Below are 14,050 nucleotides of genomic sequence, written 5' to 3' on the forward strand. Positions count from 1 at the left end.
GGTGATGAAATTCACAATAATTGCCCCGATATAGGGGCACTGAGAACGCGTTATTTCAGGCGGGAAACCTGGCGGGCCAGGCGAGTAAGCTCTTCAGCCAGGTGCTGAGCCGATACGGCGTTTGCTTGTGGTTTACTTGTGGTTTTACGTTCAATCAGCGTGACAGGCAATAATTCGGATACCGTCTCTTCACCTGCGATAAGCGCCAACAGGCGTTCCACACTCACCTTGCCCAGTCTTTTGAAGTCCTGCTTGATAGTGGTCAGTGGTGGGGTGAAGCAGGCGCTGTCTTCGGTATCATCATAACCGACCACTGAGATGGCTCCCGGGACGGGTAAACCGAACTCGGAGAGTGCGCGTAATGCGCCTAACGCCATCTGATCGTTGGCGACCAGTATCGCAGAAGGAATCGTGCCTTCATTCAGCAGTTGTGTGACATGCTGGTAACCGGAAAGAGAGCTCCAGTCACCGTGCATCACGGCCATTGGTGCAAGCTGGTGAGCGGCAAGCCCGGCATTCCAGCCTTCAAAACGCAGACGCGCAGAAATGGAACTGAGCGGACCCGCAAGCAGGGCTATCTTTTGATGTCCCAGTTCAACCAGATGTTCAACACCGAGCTTAGCCCCTTGTTGGGGATCGAAAATAATATGGTGCATTTCGGAGTCGGGTGAGGCGTCAAGAAACAGTACCGGAATAGAACCGCAAAGCTGGACAATTTCCTGACTCTGTTCATCTTCCATGGGAATATTGACCAGAATGCCATCGACACGCTGGGAGAGTAACTGACTGACGGCCGCTTTTGTTGCTTCAATCCCTGACTGTTCGGTCATGGATATCACGACATTAAACTGCAGTTCACCGGCGCGTGACTTAGCCGCAGCAACAATTTGTGACGGAGCATGCAGCGCCAGGTTACTGGTGGCAAAGCCCAGTGTGTGGGTCAGTTTTCCGGCCAGCTGCTGCGCCATGCGATTGGGAATATAGTTCAGTGCGTTCATCGCCGCTTCAACTCTGAGGCGGGTTTTCTCTGAAACATGTGCTGCCTGGTTGATAACCCGGGAGACTGTCTGATAGGAAACTTGGGCGTGTTCAGCGACATCATAAAGGGTTGCAGACTTCGGTTTCATGCCGGGGATCCTTGTCAGTTTTCGAGCGAGTGAAGGTTCTCAGCCCCTGTAAATTACGTGAAATATCATAGCATTTTTCCAGGACAGTGCACAGCAGGCCAATATACAACGATCTTTAAATCAATACTGTGTTATCCCTCTGAATTAAGCCGTGTTATCTGAATGATTGTCGTTGGATTAAAGCAAGATTAACGGCTGTTTTTGGAAGACGCGGGGCCGAAAAGAATGAACCAGAACGTCAGCGAGCCTGGTGATGAGATCTTGCCATTGTCATTCCGCACCAATCAAAATCACGCTGAATCGAGCAATTAATACATCAATAACTTGCACAAATTGACAGTGCATATCATAATCCACACATTGTCTGCTGGTGTTATCTTCGGCTGGATAAAGTTCACGATCTGTCTGTCACGTAAATGGAGCAAAAACATGCATGAGTTATCACAAACTGAGCTGGATACACTGATGGGTGAGCTTGAAGAGAAAACCATTGGCTGGTTTCTGAGATGTCAACATCTCCCGGTCAATCAGCAGCTATGGCAATATTTTCTGGTATCAAAGAAAGGGCGGTTTGAGGAGATTTATACGCGTTTAATCGTCCGTCAGTGGGATCATAAGACCGTCCATTTGATATCTTCATTGCCGGCATTATCGAATCGACTGACACCCAAAATAGCTAAAATCGTCTCCGTATCCAGATTCAAAATGCAGCTACTAATAAATATGATTATTTACTGGTTAATACTTTATTACTCAGGAAAATCAAAGGAAATCCCAAGTGATAATGAAGGCCAGAAGCTTATTGGCGAAATGTTATAAACCGCGAATAAACAAGAGACACAAGGGGCGTTGTCATCCCTGGATGACTGATTTTTTAATCGGTTTTTTATTGCATGCACAACCCGTTATTCTGCGGGTATTTCTGGAAAAGGTGAGGAAAAATAAGGCAATAAAAGAAAATAAATCGCATTACTTTATATAAGAATCCAGCACCTTCAACACCACCTCAAGGTCTTCTTCACGCTTCTGTTCATCATTTTCATGAACAACGTGTTCTGCAAGATGTCCTTTGATGACTTCCCGCATTAACCCGTTTACCGCACCACGGATCGCCGCAATTTGTTGCAGGACGGCTGCGCATTCATGGGGTTCATCAAGCATTTTTTTAAGCCCGGCAACCTGGCCCTGGATCTTATTGGTGCGCGCGATAATTTTTTTCTTATCCCGGACGGTATGTGACATTTATAAACCTCACAGTCTTAGATGTTTTTTGAATGATAGCATCCAAGATCTACTGGGGGGTAGTATATTGTACTGGGGGGGAGTAGAATTAAGCCCTCACATTTAAATAAGAACTATTATCATGAACGAGTTTGCGACGCTGTTGCAGCAAGGAAATGCCTGGTTTTTCATCCCGAGTGCCATCTTACTCGGTGCGCTTCATGGGCTGGAGCCGGGACATTCAAAAACCATGATGGCGGCTTTTATTATTGCTATCAGAGGAACCGTACGACAGGCGGTGATGCTGGGGCTGGCGGCGACGTTGTCACACACCGCTATCGTCTGGCTCATTGCTTTTGGCGGTATGTATATCAGTAATAAATTCACCGCTGAGTCAACTGAACCCTGGCTACAGTTGATTTCTGCCATCATTATTCTGGCAACCGCATTCTGGATGTTCTGGCAAACCTGGCGCGGTGAGAAAAACTGGCTTGAGTCGATGCATGCAGAAGAACATCACCATCATCATGATGAATCTCGTCTGATTGATACCGGGCACGGTCAGGTTGAGTTATCCATTTTCGAAGAAGGAGAGGCCCCACACTGGCGGCTACGCAGCGTGCGGGGGAAAAAGTGGGCTGCGGGTGATGTGTCCCTGGTGACGATCCGGGAGGGCTCGGATTTTTCACAGCGCTTTGAATTCGTTGATAAAGGGACGTATTTAGAATCCATGTTAGCGATCCCTGAACCTCATGATTTTACCGTGCGCCTCTCATTAGGTCATCACGGCCATGCCCATGAGTATGCACTCTCGTTTCATGAACATGACCACGTCTCCCTGGAAGGGCTGGATATCCATTCGAAGGAATATCAGGATGCGCACGAACGGGCCCATGCCGATGATATCAAGCGCCGTTTTACCGATAAAAAAGTGACCAACGGCCAGATCCTGTTATTCGGCCTGACTGGAGGGTTAATACCTTGCCCGGCGGCGATTACTGTCCTGCTTATTTGTATTCAGCTTAAGGCCTTAACCTTGGGGGCAACGCTGGTAGTCTGTTTCAGTATCGGACTGGCTCTGACCTTGGTTGCCGTCGGCGTCGGTGCAGCAATAAGCGTGCGTCAGGTTGCAAAACGCTGGGACGGCTTTAACAAAATAGCCAAAAGAGCACCTTACTTTTCCAGCGCGCTTATCGCCTGCGTGGGAATTTATATGGGAATACATGGCTATCTGGGGCTCACCGGCTGATAACAGATGTTTAGCGATTAAAGCCTGTATTTAATTCATTCGTGTGTAATAACATTATCTCAACCACCGATTCAGTCGCTGTTATCCTGTTTAAAGTGGATAAACATGCTCAAAAGATACCGTCCGGGACCGCTAGCCTCAAAGAGGTAAAACATCAGAGTGCCGATGCGGTATTTTATCCCGGTAGTCAGCCAAACCGAGTGACAAAAGCGTTCTTATACACATAAGTTTGAGAGGAAAAAAGATGAGCCATGTTTTAAAAAACAATCCAGCCTGGACTCTGGCATCTCGCCCGTCAGGTGAGCCTGATGAGCATACCTTTGCACTGACTCAACAAGACGTTCCGGTACCGGGAAAATCACAGATGTTGCTTCGCACGGTTTATCTTTCCCTTGATCCCTATATGCGCGGACGGCTGGCGGGTGGTAAATCCTATGCGCCACCGGTGGCTATTGGTGAGGTGATGGTTGGCGGGACCGTCTCTCAGGTAGAACAGTCTAATATTGAAGGTTTTGCGCCGGGAGACTGGGTGCTGAGTCAGGGTGGGTGGCAAACCTATTCTGTTTCTGGCAGTGAAGGGGTTATTAAACTGGCTCCCGATTTTGCACATCCATCCTATGCTCTGGGTATTCTGGGGATGCCCGGTTTCACGGCTTATATGGGACTTGCAGAAATTGGTAAGCCTCGTCCGGGAGAAACGCTGGTGGTTGCGGCGGCAACAGGTCCGGTCGGCGCCACTGTGGGTCAGCTCGGGAAACTCTGGGGTTGTAAGGTAGTAGGTGTTGCGGGTGGAGAAGAAAAATGTCGCTATGCGAAAGAGACGCTAGGATTTGATGAATGTCTTGATCATCGCGCCGCGGATTTTGAGCAACAGTTGGCGGTGGCCTGCCCGAACGGTATTGATGTCTATTTTGAAAACGTGGGTGGTAAAGTCTTTGATGCCGTATTCCCGCAGTTGAATACCGGTGCACGAGTTCCCTTATGTGGTCTGATTGCCAGCTATAATGCAACCCGTTTGCCTGAAGGACCGGACAGAACGTCATATATTATGATGGAGATGATTAAGCGTCGTATTCAGATGCGTGGTTTTATTATTTTTGACGATTTTAGCGACAGATTCGGTGAATTTTTTGAAAAAATGAGTGTTCTGGTGGCAGAAGGAAAAATTCACTATAAAGAGCAAGTTGTGGAAGGGCTGGAGAATGCACCGGCGGCATTAAATCAAGTTTTGCGTGGGGAAAATTTTGGCAAAATGGTGATTAAGGTGAGTTCACCTGCGTAATATTTAATGGAAAACGACTTCAGAGAAGAGTCTGATGTCGTTTTCGACAGCGCAAGTACTATGCCTTCCAGACTTCAGCGACTATTTGTTGAACCAGTTCAATTTTAGCCCACTGCTGCTCTTCCGTTAATGCATTGCCTTCTTCGGTTGAAGCAAAACCGCACTGCGTACTCAGGCAAAGTCGTTCAAGGGGTACATATTGTGCGGCTTCACGAATACGGGCTATCACTGTTGTCTTATCTTCCAGCTGGCCAAATTTTGACGAGATAAGCCCCAGCACAACCTGTTTATTTCCGCTCACTGCGGCAAGAGGAGAGAAATCTCCGGCCCGATCAGTATCAAATTCGAGATAATAGGCGGCGACATTTTCGCGACCAAACAAGGCATCAGCTACCGGAGCATAACCGCCACTTGCCGCCCAGGTAGAGCGATAGTTACCCCGGCAAACGTGGGTCGTCAGCACTAAATCCTCAGGAGCACCTTCAACTGCACCATTATTCACATTGAGCAGGAGTTCAGCGAGGGAACCAAGATCACTGCTGACGACCGTATGAGTTGAAGGATGACAGTCACAATCCTGAGAAGAGATAGCCACACCAGCATTATTATACCGGGCATCCACCATCATTCCCCAGGTACAGTCATCAAGTTGTAAATTACGACATCCTGCGGCATAAAGCGCTTTGATAAACTGCTGATAGGCTTTGACAATATCAGCGACCAGCTCTGCCTGATCGGGATAAATGCTCTCTGTAGCCTGTTTATTCTCAGGACGATGTAATTCTTTTAAAAATTGTGCCGGAGCGGGAATAGTCAGACGTGGCAGAGTGTTGGCATCAGCGAAAGGCAGAATAAATTTAAAATGTTCAATAAAAGGGTGATTTTCACCGCTGATTTTTCCTGTCAGACGCGCCGTTTCCGGACGCGTTTCAATACCGTCAAATACATACCCCTGTGAAAGACTGGCTTTCTCTACACCATTCAATCCCCACATGAAATCGAGATGCCACCAACTACGACGAAACTCACCATCGGTTATCACTGGTAAACCCAGCGATTTTTGTTTAGTAATCAGTTCACGAATGGCACGATCTTCTACAGCAGTCAGAGCCACCAGGTCTATTTCTCCATGGGTAAACTGGCGACGAGCCGTATGTAAATAGTCAGGGCGCAGGTAGCTGCCAACAACATCAGCACGGAACGGGGGGGTGTGGTGATTATCTTTCACTTTGTTTCTCTCAGAATCATTTGAATTATCTGAAGATTCTATACCTGAACAGGTCAAACAGATGGTGAAATATCGTCATGACAAATTAGAAAAATTCATGTTGTTATCATCTGTTTATTGCCTGAGAGTTTTATTCATAAAAATGTTAAGTCGCCGTGATTTTTAGGGAAAGACAATAAGTTACCCTACGTCATTAAAATGTCATCAAATTGTCATATTTGTCACCGATGATATTTTTCTGGTAACACATGCCGTTTCAGAACAAGCAGACTCATTGCTGATGGTCATTTTTTTCCTGACTAACGGATATTATTTGTCAGGGTATAAACAATATGTTGGGTTTAAAAATTTGCTAAGGAGTTAGAGTGCTGGATCTTATTTATTTAAAAGCAGCCCTGATGGGAATCGTTGAGGGGCTGACAGAGTTCCTGCCTATTTCCTCAACCGGTCACCTTATTTTAGTTGGCGGACTGATTGATTTCACCGGTGAAAAAGAGAAAGTCTTCGGTATTGCTATTCAAACCGGCGCGATGCTGGCGGTGATATGGCAATATCGAGTGAAACTCATTCATACCATTGTCGGCATGTTTTCCGACCCGGTTGCTCAACGATTTATCAGAAATATACTGATTGCCTTTATACCCGCTGTGGTGCTTGGACTGGCTTTTGGTAGCATGATTAAAGCTCATTTATTCAGTGCGGTACCCGTGGCTCTGGCCTTTATTATCGGTGGTTTTATTATTCTTATTGTCGAAAAACGAGGCGAAACCCAGGGGCATGTCAGGGTCAGTCATGTGGATGATATGACGGCGAAGGACGCACTTTATTTAGGCCTGCTACAGTGTTTAGCCCTGATCCCGGGGACCAGCCGTTCTGGTTCAACTATTATCGGGGGAATGGCGATTGGGTTGTCTCGTAAATGTGCCACTGAGTTTAGTTTCTTCTTAGGTATCCCAACGCTGATTGGCGCGGGCGTCTATTCTATCTGGCAGGAACGTAATCTTCTGCAAGCATCTGATACCCCACTATTTTTAGTTGGACTGGTGTTTGCCTTTGTGAGTGCACTGATTTGTATTCGCTGGTTAATTCACTATGTCTCAAGCAACAGTTTTAAACCTTTTGCCTGGTACCGTATTGCTTTCGGTATTATTGTTCTGCTGACTTCCTGGAGCGGTATTATTAACTGGACTGCCTAAAACTCAGCGTATCCGTTTATCACACAGAAGCCGACAGAGTAAATGAACTGTCGGCTTTTTTATTTTATCTCTGTCTCCTTAAATTATGTCGAAAGACGGGAACGACGCCGTCTTGATACTTTTTTTGTATGACGAAAATGACAATTCATCAATTGCCAGCGAGGTGAAACAATCAGATAACTTCAAAAGGAGACATAATGAATACTCGAAATTTATCCCAGGACCTTTCGGTCAGTTCTGTAGGTTATGGCGCCATGGGACTGAGCGAATTTTATGGCCAGACAGAGGAGCAAGTTTCCCAGCAGTTGTTATATAAGCTTCTCGACCTGAATATTACCTTTATTGATACTGCTGACTTGTATGGACGAGGGCATAATGAACGGCTGATTGGCCACTTTCTTGCCGGGCTTGATAAGGCTACACGCGCTCAATTTACCATTGCCACAAAATGTGGAATTGAACGTTCACCTGATGAGTCCTACGCCCGCACCATCAATAATCAACCTGACTATATCACTCGTTGCTGCCATGAATCCCTTAAAAGGCTTGGCGCTGAGCGGATAGATCTGTTCTATCTTCACAGAATCAGTCAGGCAACGCCCATCGAAGAGAGCATGGAATGCCTGAGCCATCTCGTCAAAGAGGGTAAGATCAATCATATCGGACTCTGCGAAGTCTCGGCAGCAACCCTGCGGCGGGCTCATGCTGTGCATCCACTTACGGCCCTGCAGACAGAATATTCGTTATGGACTCGTGATATTGAGGACGAAATTCTTCCAGCAGTGAAAGATCTGGGTATTGGTTTGGTGCCTTACTCCCCTCTGGGGCGAGGTTTTCTGACCGGGAAGTACCGTAAAAACAGCGATTTTGTGGAAGGAGACTTCCGTAAAAATAATGAACGGTTCATTCAGTCCAGTCTCGATCATAACGCCCGACTTCTTGACGTTATTCAGCCAATTACTGAAAAATACAGCTGCACCCCAGGTCAGATTGCCCTGGCCTGGTTGCTCGCACAGTATGATAAGCTGGTGCCTATTCCGGGAACCAAACACATCCGTTATCTGATTGAGAATGCGCAGGCGGCTGACATCATTCTGGACAAATCGGATATTGCATTACTGAACGATATTCACCAGCGTATTGAGATCAAAGGCGGGCGGTATTCTGAGGAGGGCGTGAAAGGCGTTAACGCCTGAAATCAGCCATTATAATAAAAACCGGGGATTGCCCGGTTCTTTATCTTTCTCATGATTCAAGACAGAAACCGGCAGGATGGAATCTATGGCTACGACAGGGTACCTAATCAGTAACAATCTTCCCAGCGTTAAACAGCTTCAGTGCTTTCTTGCTGTGGCGCATGAGCTGAACTTTCGCAAAGCAGCCGAACGGCTCAGAATGACTCAGCCGCCACTAACGCGTCAGATCAAGAGCCTTGAAGCCATTCTGGATCTACAGTTATTCAGCCGCAGTACTCAAAATGTCAGCCTGACGCAAGCGGGGCACGCACTGGTAATCCAGGCAGAGAATATTCTTCAGAAACTCAGTGAACTAAAAACAGCCTCACTATCATCAGAAAACCACCTCCGTATTGGCCTTACCCGGACGCTGAATTTTGAATTGATTGAACCCGTTAACAAACAGCTTAATGAGCTGAATGCTGGTGATGATGCAGATATGCCGAATTTGACCTCTGCACAACTACTTCAGAGCCTGTCCAAAAATACACTCGATCTCGTGCTTATCGGGGAAAAGGGGACCGGTCATGAAGATATCATCCAGTATCGTCGGGTCTGCCAGGAACCGTTGCTGATGGCTATGCCGGCTGTACATCCTGCAAGTCTTAAAGAGAAGGTATCGCTGGAAGAGGTCAGTGATTTACCGCTCTTTTGGTTTGCCAGAAGCGCTAATCCGTCATTCTATGACAAGTGTGAACGCTATTTTTATCAGCTCAAATTTCCGCTTAAAAGGGTTAAAGAGCCGGATGATTCACTCGCTATGCTTACCCATATCGCGAAAGGAAAGGGATTTGCCCTGATGCCTCAATCAAAATGCACGTTCAATCAGGAAGGCCTGTGTTACAGAGAACTGACAAACCCTGAATCACAGAAGTTGAATATTGAAGTCTACGTTGCTACCCGGCTTAATGAAAAGCGCGAAGCTGTCCTGGCTGCTTTGAATATGTTATGCAATAACGATGTTGAAATAACAGAGGAACAACGATGATGTTGTCAGATGCCATTATTCGCGATCTTAATATTCTCGCGGACTGGTTGTCGGTCGATGATTTTTCTGAACAGGAAAGTACCGACCATGATTTATTGATTCTGGCCGGACATGCCATTATCCCCACTATTTTAGGCGCATTATATCTTGCCAGCGAGGCGGATATTCCCGTGCTGTTAAGTGGCGGTATTGGGCACTCTACACCGTTGCTTAAAAAAGCAATGCAGGATTCTTTATTGATTAATTTCAAGGATATCAATGAGGAAAGTGAGGCTGAACTTCTGTCACTGATTGCTTCTCGGCTGTTTCATATTCCGGAGGAAAAAATCCTTATTGAAGACCGTTCAGCAAATTGTGGTCAGAATGCTGACTTCAGCCGTGATTTACTTGCCCGCCGATCGTTTAACGTTAAAAGCGTTCTCCTGGTTCAGGATCCGCTGATGCAGAGAAGGACATATGAAACGTTCTCCTGTAGCTGGAAACAGAAAAACAGAGATTGCCAGTTTACCAACTGGCCCGTTTTCAAACCCAAATTATTGAGGACAAGAGCAGGGGTAAAAATTACCGGTGCTCAGGTACCCGGTTTATGGGGCATTGAACGCTATATTTCGATGATTCTCGGTGAAATAAAGCGCTTATATGACGATGAGTCAGGCTATGGACCTGAAGGTGCAGGCTTTATTGATCATGTTGATATACCAGCAAATGTTGCTGCGGCGTGGCGGCGGTTATTAGCCAATCCTGAATTAGTCAGAATCATCCGTTAAGAGGGGGGAAATCGCCCTTACAGGTTATCGTGGATATGATATTATTAAGTCATGCTAATAACCCAAAAGGGAGAGCATCTATGAGTATCCATAAAGAGCCCACTGGGGTGTCCACTTTGATTGGTACCCCGAAAGAAGTGAGAGGCCGTCTCAGCAGGTCCCATGCTGAGCAAGTCTTACTTGTTTCGTTTGAACACCAGAATAGCCATGGAACAGAGATTCTTTTTGAGAACCTGTCAAACATGGCGTCATCCATGTATGCATTGTTCCAACAGCAACAGCAAAGTAGTGCCACGCTGGAACGTCTGGCTGAGGCATTAGTACCGCCGACTCCCGCCTCTCCACGGATCCTGAAAGAAGTGGCTATGCTGGTTAAGGCTCGCAAAGCAGTTCTGGAAAGTGGCGACTGGTTGAGTGCTGCTGAACTGGCGCAGCTGGCTCAATTAAGCACCGCCAACCCCAGCGCCCAGCCAAATAAATGGAAGAGGGGTGGCCGCATCTTTGCTATCCATCATAGCGGGGTTGATTACTTTCCTGCCTATGGTCTGAACAGGGACGAGGGTTTCCGACCATTAAAAGCACTTGCGCAAGTTATTGAAATCTTTGCAGACCACAAAAATGGCTGGGGCATGGCATTCTGGTTTATGTCAGTGAATAGTTTTCTTGGCGGAAAACGCCCTCAAGATCTGCTGGTCTCACATCCAGAACAGGTGATTGCGGCAGCGAGAGATGAAATTCAGGCGCCAGAGCATGGTTAAGCGTTCTGGCGATGAAAAGCCGCATAATGCAGAAATTGATTCACTGACACATGCAGGTCTCCTGAAGACAACCACCTATTTACTGAATAAAGGCACGCTGCTGCACCGCATTCATCATGAGCAGTTTGCGGCCAGCCAGTTTAATCCTGGTTTGCAAGGTAATGCGCGTTTTAGTCCGATACAAAATGCAAAAGGTGAACCTATACCGACCCTGTACGCCGGTATGACAAAAAACTGCGCCTTGATGGAGACCGTGTTTCACGATGTCTCTTTTGTCCCCGGTCTTAAAACGTTCGATAAGAGTAAACTCAGACAACAGGTACACTCAACACTTGAAATTGTTGAAAACCTTAAGCTGGTGGATCTTTCCAGTGTGGCACTGCGTAAATTAGGCATTACCCGTAAAGAATTGATTGATACCGAGAAAGATCAATATCCAATAACTCGTCAATGGGCAGCAAAACTTTATCAGCAATGTCCGACGGCTCAAGGGCTTGCCTGGGTCTCCAGACAGGATGATACTTCCCGAGCACTGATGCTGTTTGGTGACAGAATTCCCCGACTGTCACTCGCTCAGACTGGCCAGTCCCTCAGCCTGATTAACGATGCCACCACTTATGACGGGGTCCTCGAACTTGCCGAAAGACTCGATGTGCTTATCATTCCGGGAAAAGATTGACCCACTTATCTTATATAACGGTCGCAAAATGATACGCTACGTGAAATCTGCAAGGATATGACCGCGAAATCCTCCCAGATTTTACGTAGCGTTGCCAAAAAGAGAGGGGATTTTGACTGAACTATCGACTCTGTTGTCTGTTATTCAAGCCCTGGAAATCCAGCTACATAATCCGGCGTTGCGCCTTGATGCTAACCGGGTAGATAAATTGCTGCATGACGATTTCGAAGAGGTCGGTCGCTCAGGTCAGTGCTATAACAAGGTGCAAACCATAGCGGCTTTAAAAAATGAAAGTCAGCATTTGTCTATTTACGCTGAAGACTTTGTTCTGACAATGATTACCACAGAGACGGTATTGTTGAGGTATAAAAGTTTTCAGCGTGATATCGGTGACAACGTCACTCGCAGAACAGAACGCTCATCTATCTGGGTGTTATCGCCATCAGGTCCAAATGGTCGCCAGTGGCAGATGCGTTTTCATCAGGGAACGGCGATTAATCATTAAAAGGTCAGTTCGGATATCGAAAGATTTGCCAGGGCTAAACGTATTGCCCCCAGTTACAGGCAGGAACCGTGCTGATTAACAGAGTAATACCTGAATTGCCGCTCCCTTTGGGGGGTAAAACAGTCAGAGAACGGGCCGGAATTTTATCCTTGGGCCCAAAACTGTCATCTATTCGTGATCCACAAATACCACGCAGTATGTATAAAAATCCGCCAACAGCAACCGTCGTTGGCGGACAGCCATCAGTTTAATTCCGCGCGATCCAGACCGTAAGCTTTATCCAGAGAGCCTGGCGTCATTTGCGACAGGATTTGCAGACGATTCCAGGCGTTAATCATGGCAATGCTAAAGGTTAATTCCGAAATCTCAACTTCAGAAAAATGTTCACGCAACTCACCATATAACGCTTCGCTCACACCATGATCGCCAATACGGGTCAAAGCTTCAGTTAATGCCAGAGCTGTTTTCTCTTTGGCGCTGAACAATGGCGATTCACGCCAGATTGCAACGTGGTAAAGACGCAATTCTCGCTCGCCATGCATTTTCGCTTCTTTAACATGCATATCCAGGCAAAATGCACAGTGGTTAAGTTGTGACGCACGGATATCCACTAAGTGCTTAAGTTTTTTGTCCAGCGAGATTTTCTCTAATGCCATAGATGCATCAGCCAGGGTTTTAGTCAGGGCTGGAATCGTTTTGAAATGATTTACGCGTGACGACATACTGTAATCCTCTTTTTAAAATAAACGATCAATGGTTTGTAGTGCGCAGGATAAGGCGGTAGTACGACTGGCGGGATCATGTGTTCCCTCCACCCGGATAAACTGCACGTCGGTAATGCCAATATATTCAAGCGCGACGCGAATATATGGCGTGAACTGGTCATCTTGTAAAAAGGGCCCATGGGTAAATAAGCTGCCGCTGGCGACAATGCAGTACACTTTTTTGTCTCTGACAAGCCCCACCTTGGTACCTTCCGGAGTGAAGGCGAAGGTTCTTCCGGCGCGAGTAATATGATCAAACCAGGCTTTCAGCACTGAAGGCAGACCGAGGTTCCACATGGGAGATGAAATAACCAGCGTGTCACAATCAAAAAGCTGGTCCACCAGTTGCTCAGAGATCTTTATCGCCGCGAGCTGTGATTCATTTCTCAGATGAGGAGGCGTAAAAAAAGCCGCAATAGTCAATGCATCAAGATGCGGCAGCGGCCGCTGCGCCAGATCCAGCACGGACTCTTCAAGCCCGGCATGCTGCCTGCGCAAGTTATCGACCAGACGTTGAGACGCGATTCGGGATGCCGAACTTGCTAAACCAGGGCTGACTTTAATATGAAGTAGTTTCATCCTGTTCGTCCTCAGGTAAGATCGCGGTGAAAATGCAGGCCCAGTGCGGTATATCCGACACGCTGATAGAAAGCCTGAGCCTGCGTATTGGTAATGGCCGTATCAAGCACCATCTTGCAACAACCGTATTCACGCGCAATCACCGCTAAGTTCTCTAATATCTCTGCACCGATCCCTTGGCCACGAACGTCATGCGTTGTCACTAAATCATCGACATAACAGAATTGTCCGTGAATAAAATTTTCGAGCAGGCGATAGCCGGCCAGCACGACAGGTTTTCCATCCCGCTCCAGTCCTGCCAGACGATAACCTTGCGCCTGCTGGCGCTGGACTTGGGCAATAAATTGCACCTCACTATTCAGTTCGCCGCGTAACTCCCGCATCAGCGTAAAGCAGCGGGCAAGCTCTGTGGCGGTGTCATAATGTGTTGTCTTCATAACGCCTCATACTGGATGGCCTGATTAATAGCCGT

Annotated in this window: 16 protein-coding genes; 10 read left to right on the plus strand and 6 right to left on the minus strand. The window is 47.0% G+C overall.

Annotated features, from left to right (window positions below; translation table 11 throughout):
• Positions 1-50: 50 nt before the first annotated feature.
• Entirely contained in the window at positions 51-1,127 is a 1,077-nt protein-coding gene (locus tag Q1A40_RS09725; protein ID WP_299999626.1) for a LacI family DNA-binding transcriptional regulator, read from the minus strand.
• A 465-nt stretch (positions 1,128-1,592) separates the two neighbouring features.
• On the opposite strand from Q1A40_RS09725, the gene Q1A40_RS09730 reads away from it, so the two are divergent.
• The gene (locus tag Q1A40_RS09730) at positions 1,593-1,946 is read left to right on the plus strand and encodes a hypothetical protein (protein WP_299999627.1); all 354 of its coding nucleotides are present in this window, start codon (positions 1,593-1,595) and stop codon (positions 1,944-1,946) included.
• Between the two features lie 150 nt (positions 1,947-2,096).
• Here the strand turns inward: Q1A40_RS09730 and rcnR are convergent, their stop codons facing one another.
• Positions 2,097-2,369 (minus strand): Ni(II)/Co(II)-binding transcriptional repressor RcnR, encoded by a 273-nt coding sequence (rcnR, locus tag Q1A40_RS09735; protein WP_299999629.1) that lies wholly within the window; start codon positions 2,367-2,369, stop codon positions 2,097-2,099.
• Between the two features lie 121 nt (positions 2,370-2,490).
• On the opposite strand from rcnR, the gene Q1A40_RS09740 reads away from it, so the two are divergent.
• Both Q1A40_RS09740 and Q1A40_RS09745 read left to right on the plus strand, forming a co-directional pair.
• Positions 2,491-3,597, plus strand: a complete 1,107-nt coding sequence (locus tag Q1A40_RS09740) for a nickel/cobalt efflux protein RcnA (RefSeq protein ID WP_299999631.1) — start codon at positions 2,491-2,493, stop codon at positions 3,595-3,597.
• 244 nt (positions 3,598-3,841) lie between these two features.
• Positions 3,842-4,879 carry an NADP-dependent oxidoreductase gene (locus Q1A40_RS09745; RefSeq protein ID WP_299999633.1) on the plus strand — a complete coding sequence of 346 codons (1,038 nt, stop codon included), beginning with the start codon at positions 3,842-3,844 and terminating at the stop codon, positions 4,877-4,879.
• Between the two features lie 58 nt (positions 4,880-4,937).
• Here the strand turns inward: Q1A40_RS09745 and Q1A40_RS09750 are convergent, their stop codons facing one another.
• Positions 4,938-6,107 carry a 5-methyltetrahydropteroyltriglutamate--homocysteine S-methyltransferase gene (locus Q1A40_RS09750; RefSeq protein ID WP_299999635.1) on the minus strand — a complete coding sequence of 390 codons (1,170 nt, stop codon included), beginning with the start codon at positions 6,105-6,107 and terminating at the stop codon, positions 4,938-4,940.
• A gap of 365 nt (positions 6,108-6,472) precedes the next feature.
• Between Q1A40_RS09750 and Q1A40_RS09755 the strand changes: the two genes are divergently transcribed.
• The 7 genes from Q1A40_RS09755 (at position 6,473) to Q1A40_RS09785 (ending at position 12,235) form a co-directional block, all read left to right on the plus strand.
• Positions 6,473-7,303, plus strand: a complete 831-nt coding sequence (locus tag Q1A40_RS09755; RefSeq protein WP_299999636.1) for an undecaprenyl-diphosphate phosphatase — start codon at positions 6,473-6,475, stop codon at positions 7,301-7,303.
• A gap of 197 nt (positions 7,304-7,500) precedes the next feature.
• On the plus strand, positions 7,501-8,499 hold the full coding sequence (locus Q1A40_RS09760) for an aldo/keto reductase (RefSeq protein WP_299999637.1): 999 nt from the start codon (positions 7,501-7,503) through the stop codon (positions 8,497-8,499).
• A gap of 85 nt (positions 8,500-8,584) precedes the next feature.
• Positions 8,585-9,526 (plus strand): LysR family transcriptional regulator, encoded by a 942-nt coding sequence (locus tag Q1A40_RS09765; RefSeq protein WP_299999639.1) that lies wholly within the window; start codon positions 8,585-8,587, stop codon positions 9,524-9,526.
• Positions 9,523-10,293, plus strand: a complete 771-nt coding sequence (locus Q1A40_RS09770; RefSeq protein ID WP_299999641.1) for a YdcF family protein — start codon at positions 9,523-9,525, stop codon at positions 10,291-10,293. Before Q1A40_RS09765 ends, Q1A40_RS09770 begins: the two co-directional genes overlap by 4 nt.
• Positions 10,294-10,373: 80 nt before the next feature.
• Entirely contained in the window at positions 10,374-11,051 is a 678-nt protein-coding gene (locus tag Q1A40_RS09775; RefSeq protein WP_299999642.1) for a hypothetical protein, read from the plus strand.
• Positions 11,044-11,730: an RES family NAD+ phosphorylase gene (locus tag Q1A40_RS09780; protein WP_299999644.1), complete on the plus strand. Its 687-nt coding sequence runs from the start codon at positions 11,044-11,046 to the stop codon at positions 11,728-11,730. The genes Q1A40_RS09775 and Q1A40_RS09780 overlap by 8 nt, the downstream gene beginning before the upstream one ends.
• 112 nt (positions 11,731-11,842) lie before the next feature.
• Positions 11,843-12,235, plus strand: coding sequence for a nuclear transport factor 2 family protein (locus tag Q1A40_RS09785; protein WP_299999646.1), 393 nt, complete (start codon positions 11,843-11,845; stop codon positions 12,233-12,235).
• A 242-nt stretch (positions 12,236-12,477) separates the two neighbouring features.
• On the opposite strand, the gene Q1A40_RS09790 is transcribed toward Q1A40_RS09785, so the two are convergent.
• Genes Q1A40_RS09790 through Q1A40_RS09800 form a run of 3 tightly spaced genes read right to left on the minus strand, consistent with a single transcriptional unit; the run spans position 12,478 to position 14,015 of the window.
• Positions 12,478-12,957 carry a carboxymuconolactone decarboxylase family protein gene (locus Q1A40_RS09790; protein WP_299999648.1) on the minus strand — a complete coding sequence of 160 codons (480 nt, stop codon included), beginning with the start codon at positions 12,955-12,957 and terminating at the stop codon, positions 12,478-12,480.
• A 15-nt stretch (positions 12,958-12,972) separates the two neighbouring features.
• Complete coding sequence (locus tag Q1A40_RS09795) at positions 12,973-13,578, minus strand: NAD(P)H-dependent oxidoreductase (RefSeq protein ID WP_299999650.1); 606 nt, start codon at positions 13,576-13,578, stop codon at positions 12,973-12,975.
• An 11-nt stretch (positions 13,579-13,589) separates the two neighbouring features.
• Entirely contained in the window at positions 13,590-14,015 is a 426-nt protein-coding gene (locus Q1A40_RS09800) for a GNAT family N-acetyltransferase (RefSeq protein ID WP_299999652.1), read from the minus strand.
• Positions 14,016-14,050: the final 35 nt, after the last annotated feature.

Origin of the sequence: uncultured Cedecea sp., from assembly GCF_947498825.1 — a bacterium.
GTDB lineage: Bacteria > Pseudomonadota > Gammaproteobacteria > Enterobacterales > Enterobacteriaceae > JGM124.

Excerpts from the sequence above, each read along its gene's own strand:
- Q1A40_RS09725 (WP_299999626.1), bottom strand. The coding sequence starts at position 1,127 with ATGAAACCGAAGTCTGCAACCCTTTATGATGTCGCTGAACACGCCCAA.
- Q1A40_RS09730 (WP_299999627.1), top strand. The coding sequence starts at position 1,593 with ATGGGTGAGCTTGAAGAGAAAACCATTGGCTGGTTTCTGAGATGTCAA.
- rcnR (WP_299999629.1), bottom strand. The coding sequence starts at position 2,369 with ATGTCACATACCGTCCGGGATAAGAAAAAAATTATCGCGCGCACCAAT.
- Q1A40_RS09740 (WP_299999631.1), top strand. The coding sequence starts at position 2,491 with ATGAACGAGTTTGCGACGCTGTTGCAGCAAGGAAATGCCTGGTTTTTC.
- Q1A40_RS09745 (WP_299999633.1), top strand. The coding sequence starts at position 3,842 with ATGAGCCATGTTTTAAAAAACAATCCAGCCTGGACTCTGGCATCTCGC.
- Q1A40_RS09760 (WP_299999637.1), top strand. The coding sequence starts at position 7,501 with ATGAATACTCGAAATTTATCCCAGGACCTTTCGGTCAGTTCTGTAGGT.
- Q1A40_RS09765 (WP_299999639.1), top strand. The coding sequence starts at position 8,585 with ATGGCTACGACAGGGTACCTAATCAGTAACAATCTTCCCAGCGTTAAA.
- Q1A40_RS09770 (WP_299999641.1), top strand. The coding sequence starts at position 9,523 with ATGATGTTGTCAGATGCCATTATTCGCGATCTTAATATTCTCGCGGAC.
- Q1A40_RS09775 (WP_299999642.1), top strand. The coding sequence starts at position 10,374 with ATGAGTATCCATAAAGAGCCCACTGGGGTGTCCACTTTGATTGGTACC.
- Q1A40_RS09780 (WP_299999644.1), top strand. The coding sequence starts at position 11,044 with ATGGTTAAGCGTTCTGGCGATGAAAAGCCGCATAATGCAGAAATTGAT.
- Q1A40_RS09790 (WP_299999648.1), bottom strand. The coding sequence starts at position 12,957 with ATGTCGTCACGCGTAAATCATTTCAAAACGATTCCAGCCCTGACTAAA.
- Q1A40_RS09795 (WP_299999650.1), bottom strand. The coding sequence starts at position 13,578 with ATGAAACTACTTCATATTAAAGTCAGCCCTGGTTTAGCAAGTTCGGCA.
- Q1A40_RS09800 (WP_299999652.1), bottom strand. The coding sequence starts at position 14,015 with ATGAAGACAACACATTATGACACCGCCACAGAGCTTGCCCGCTGCTTT.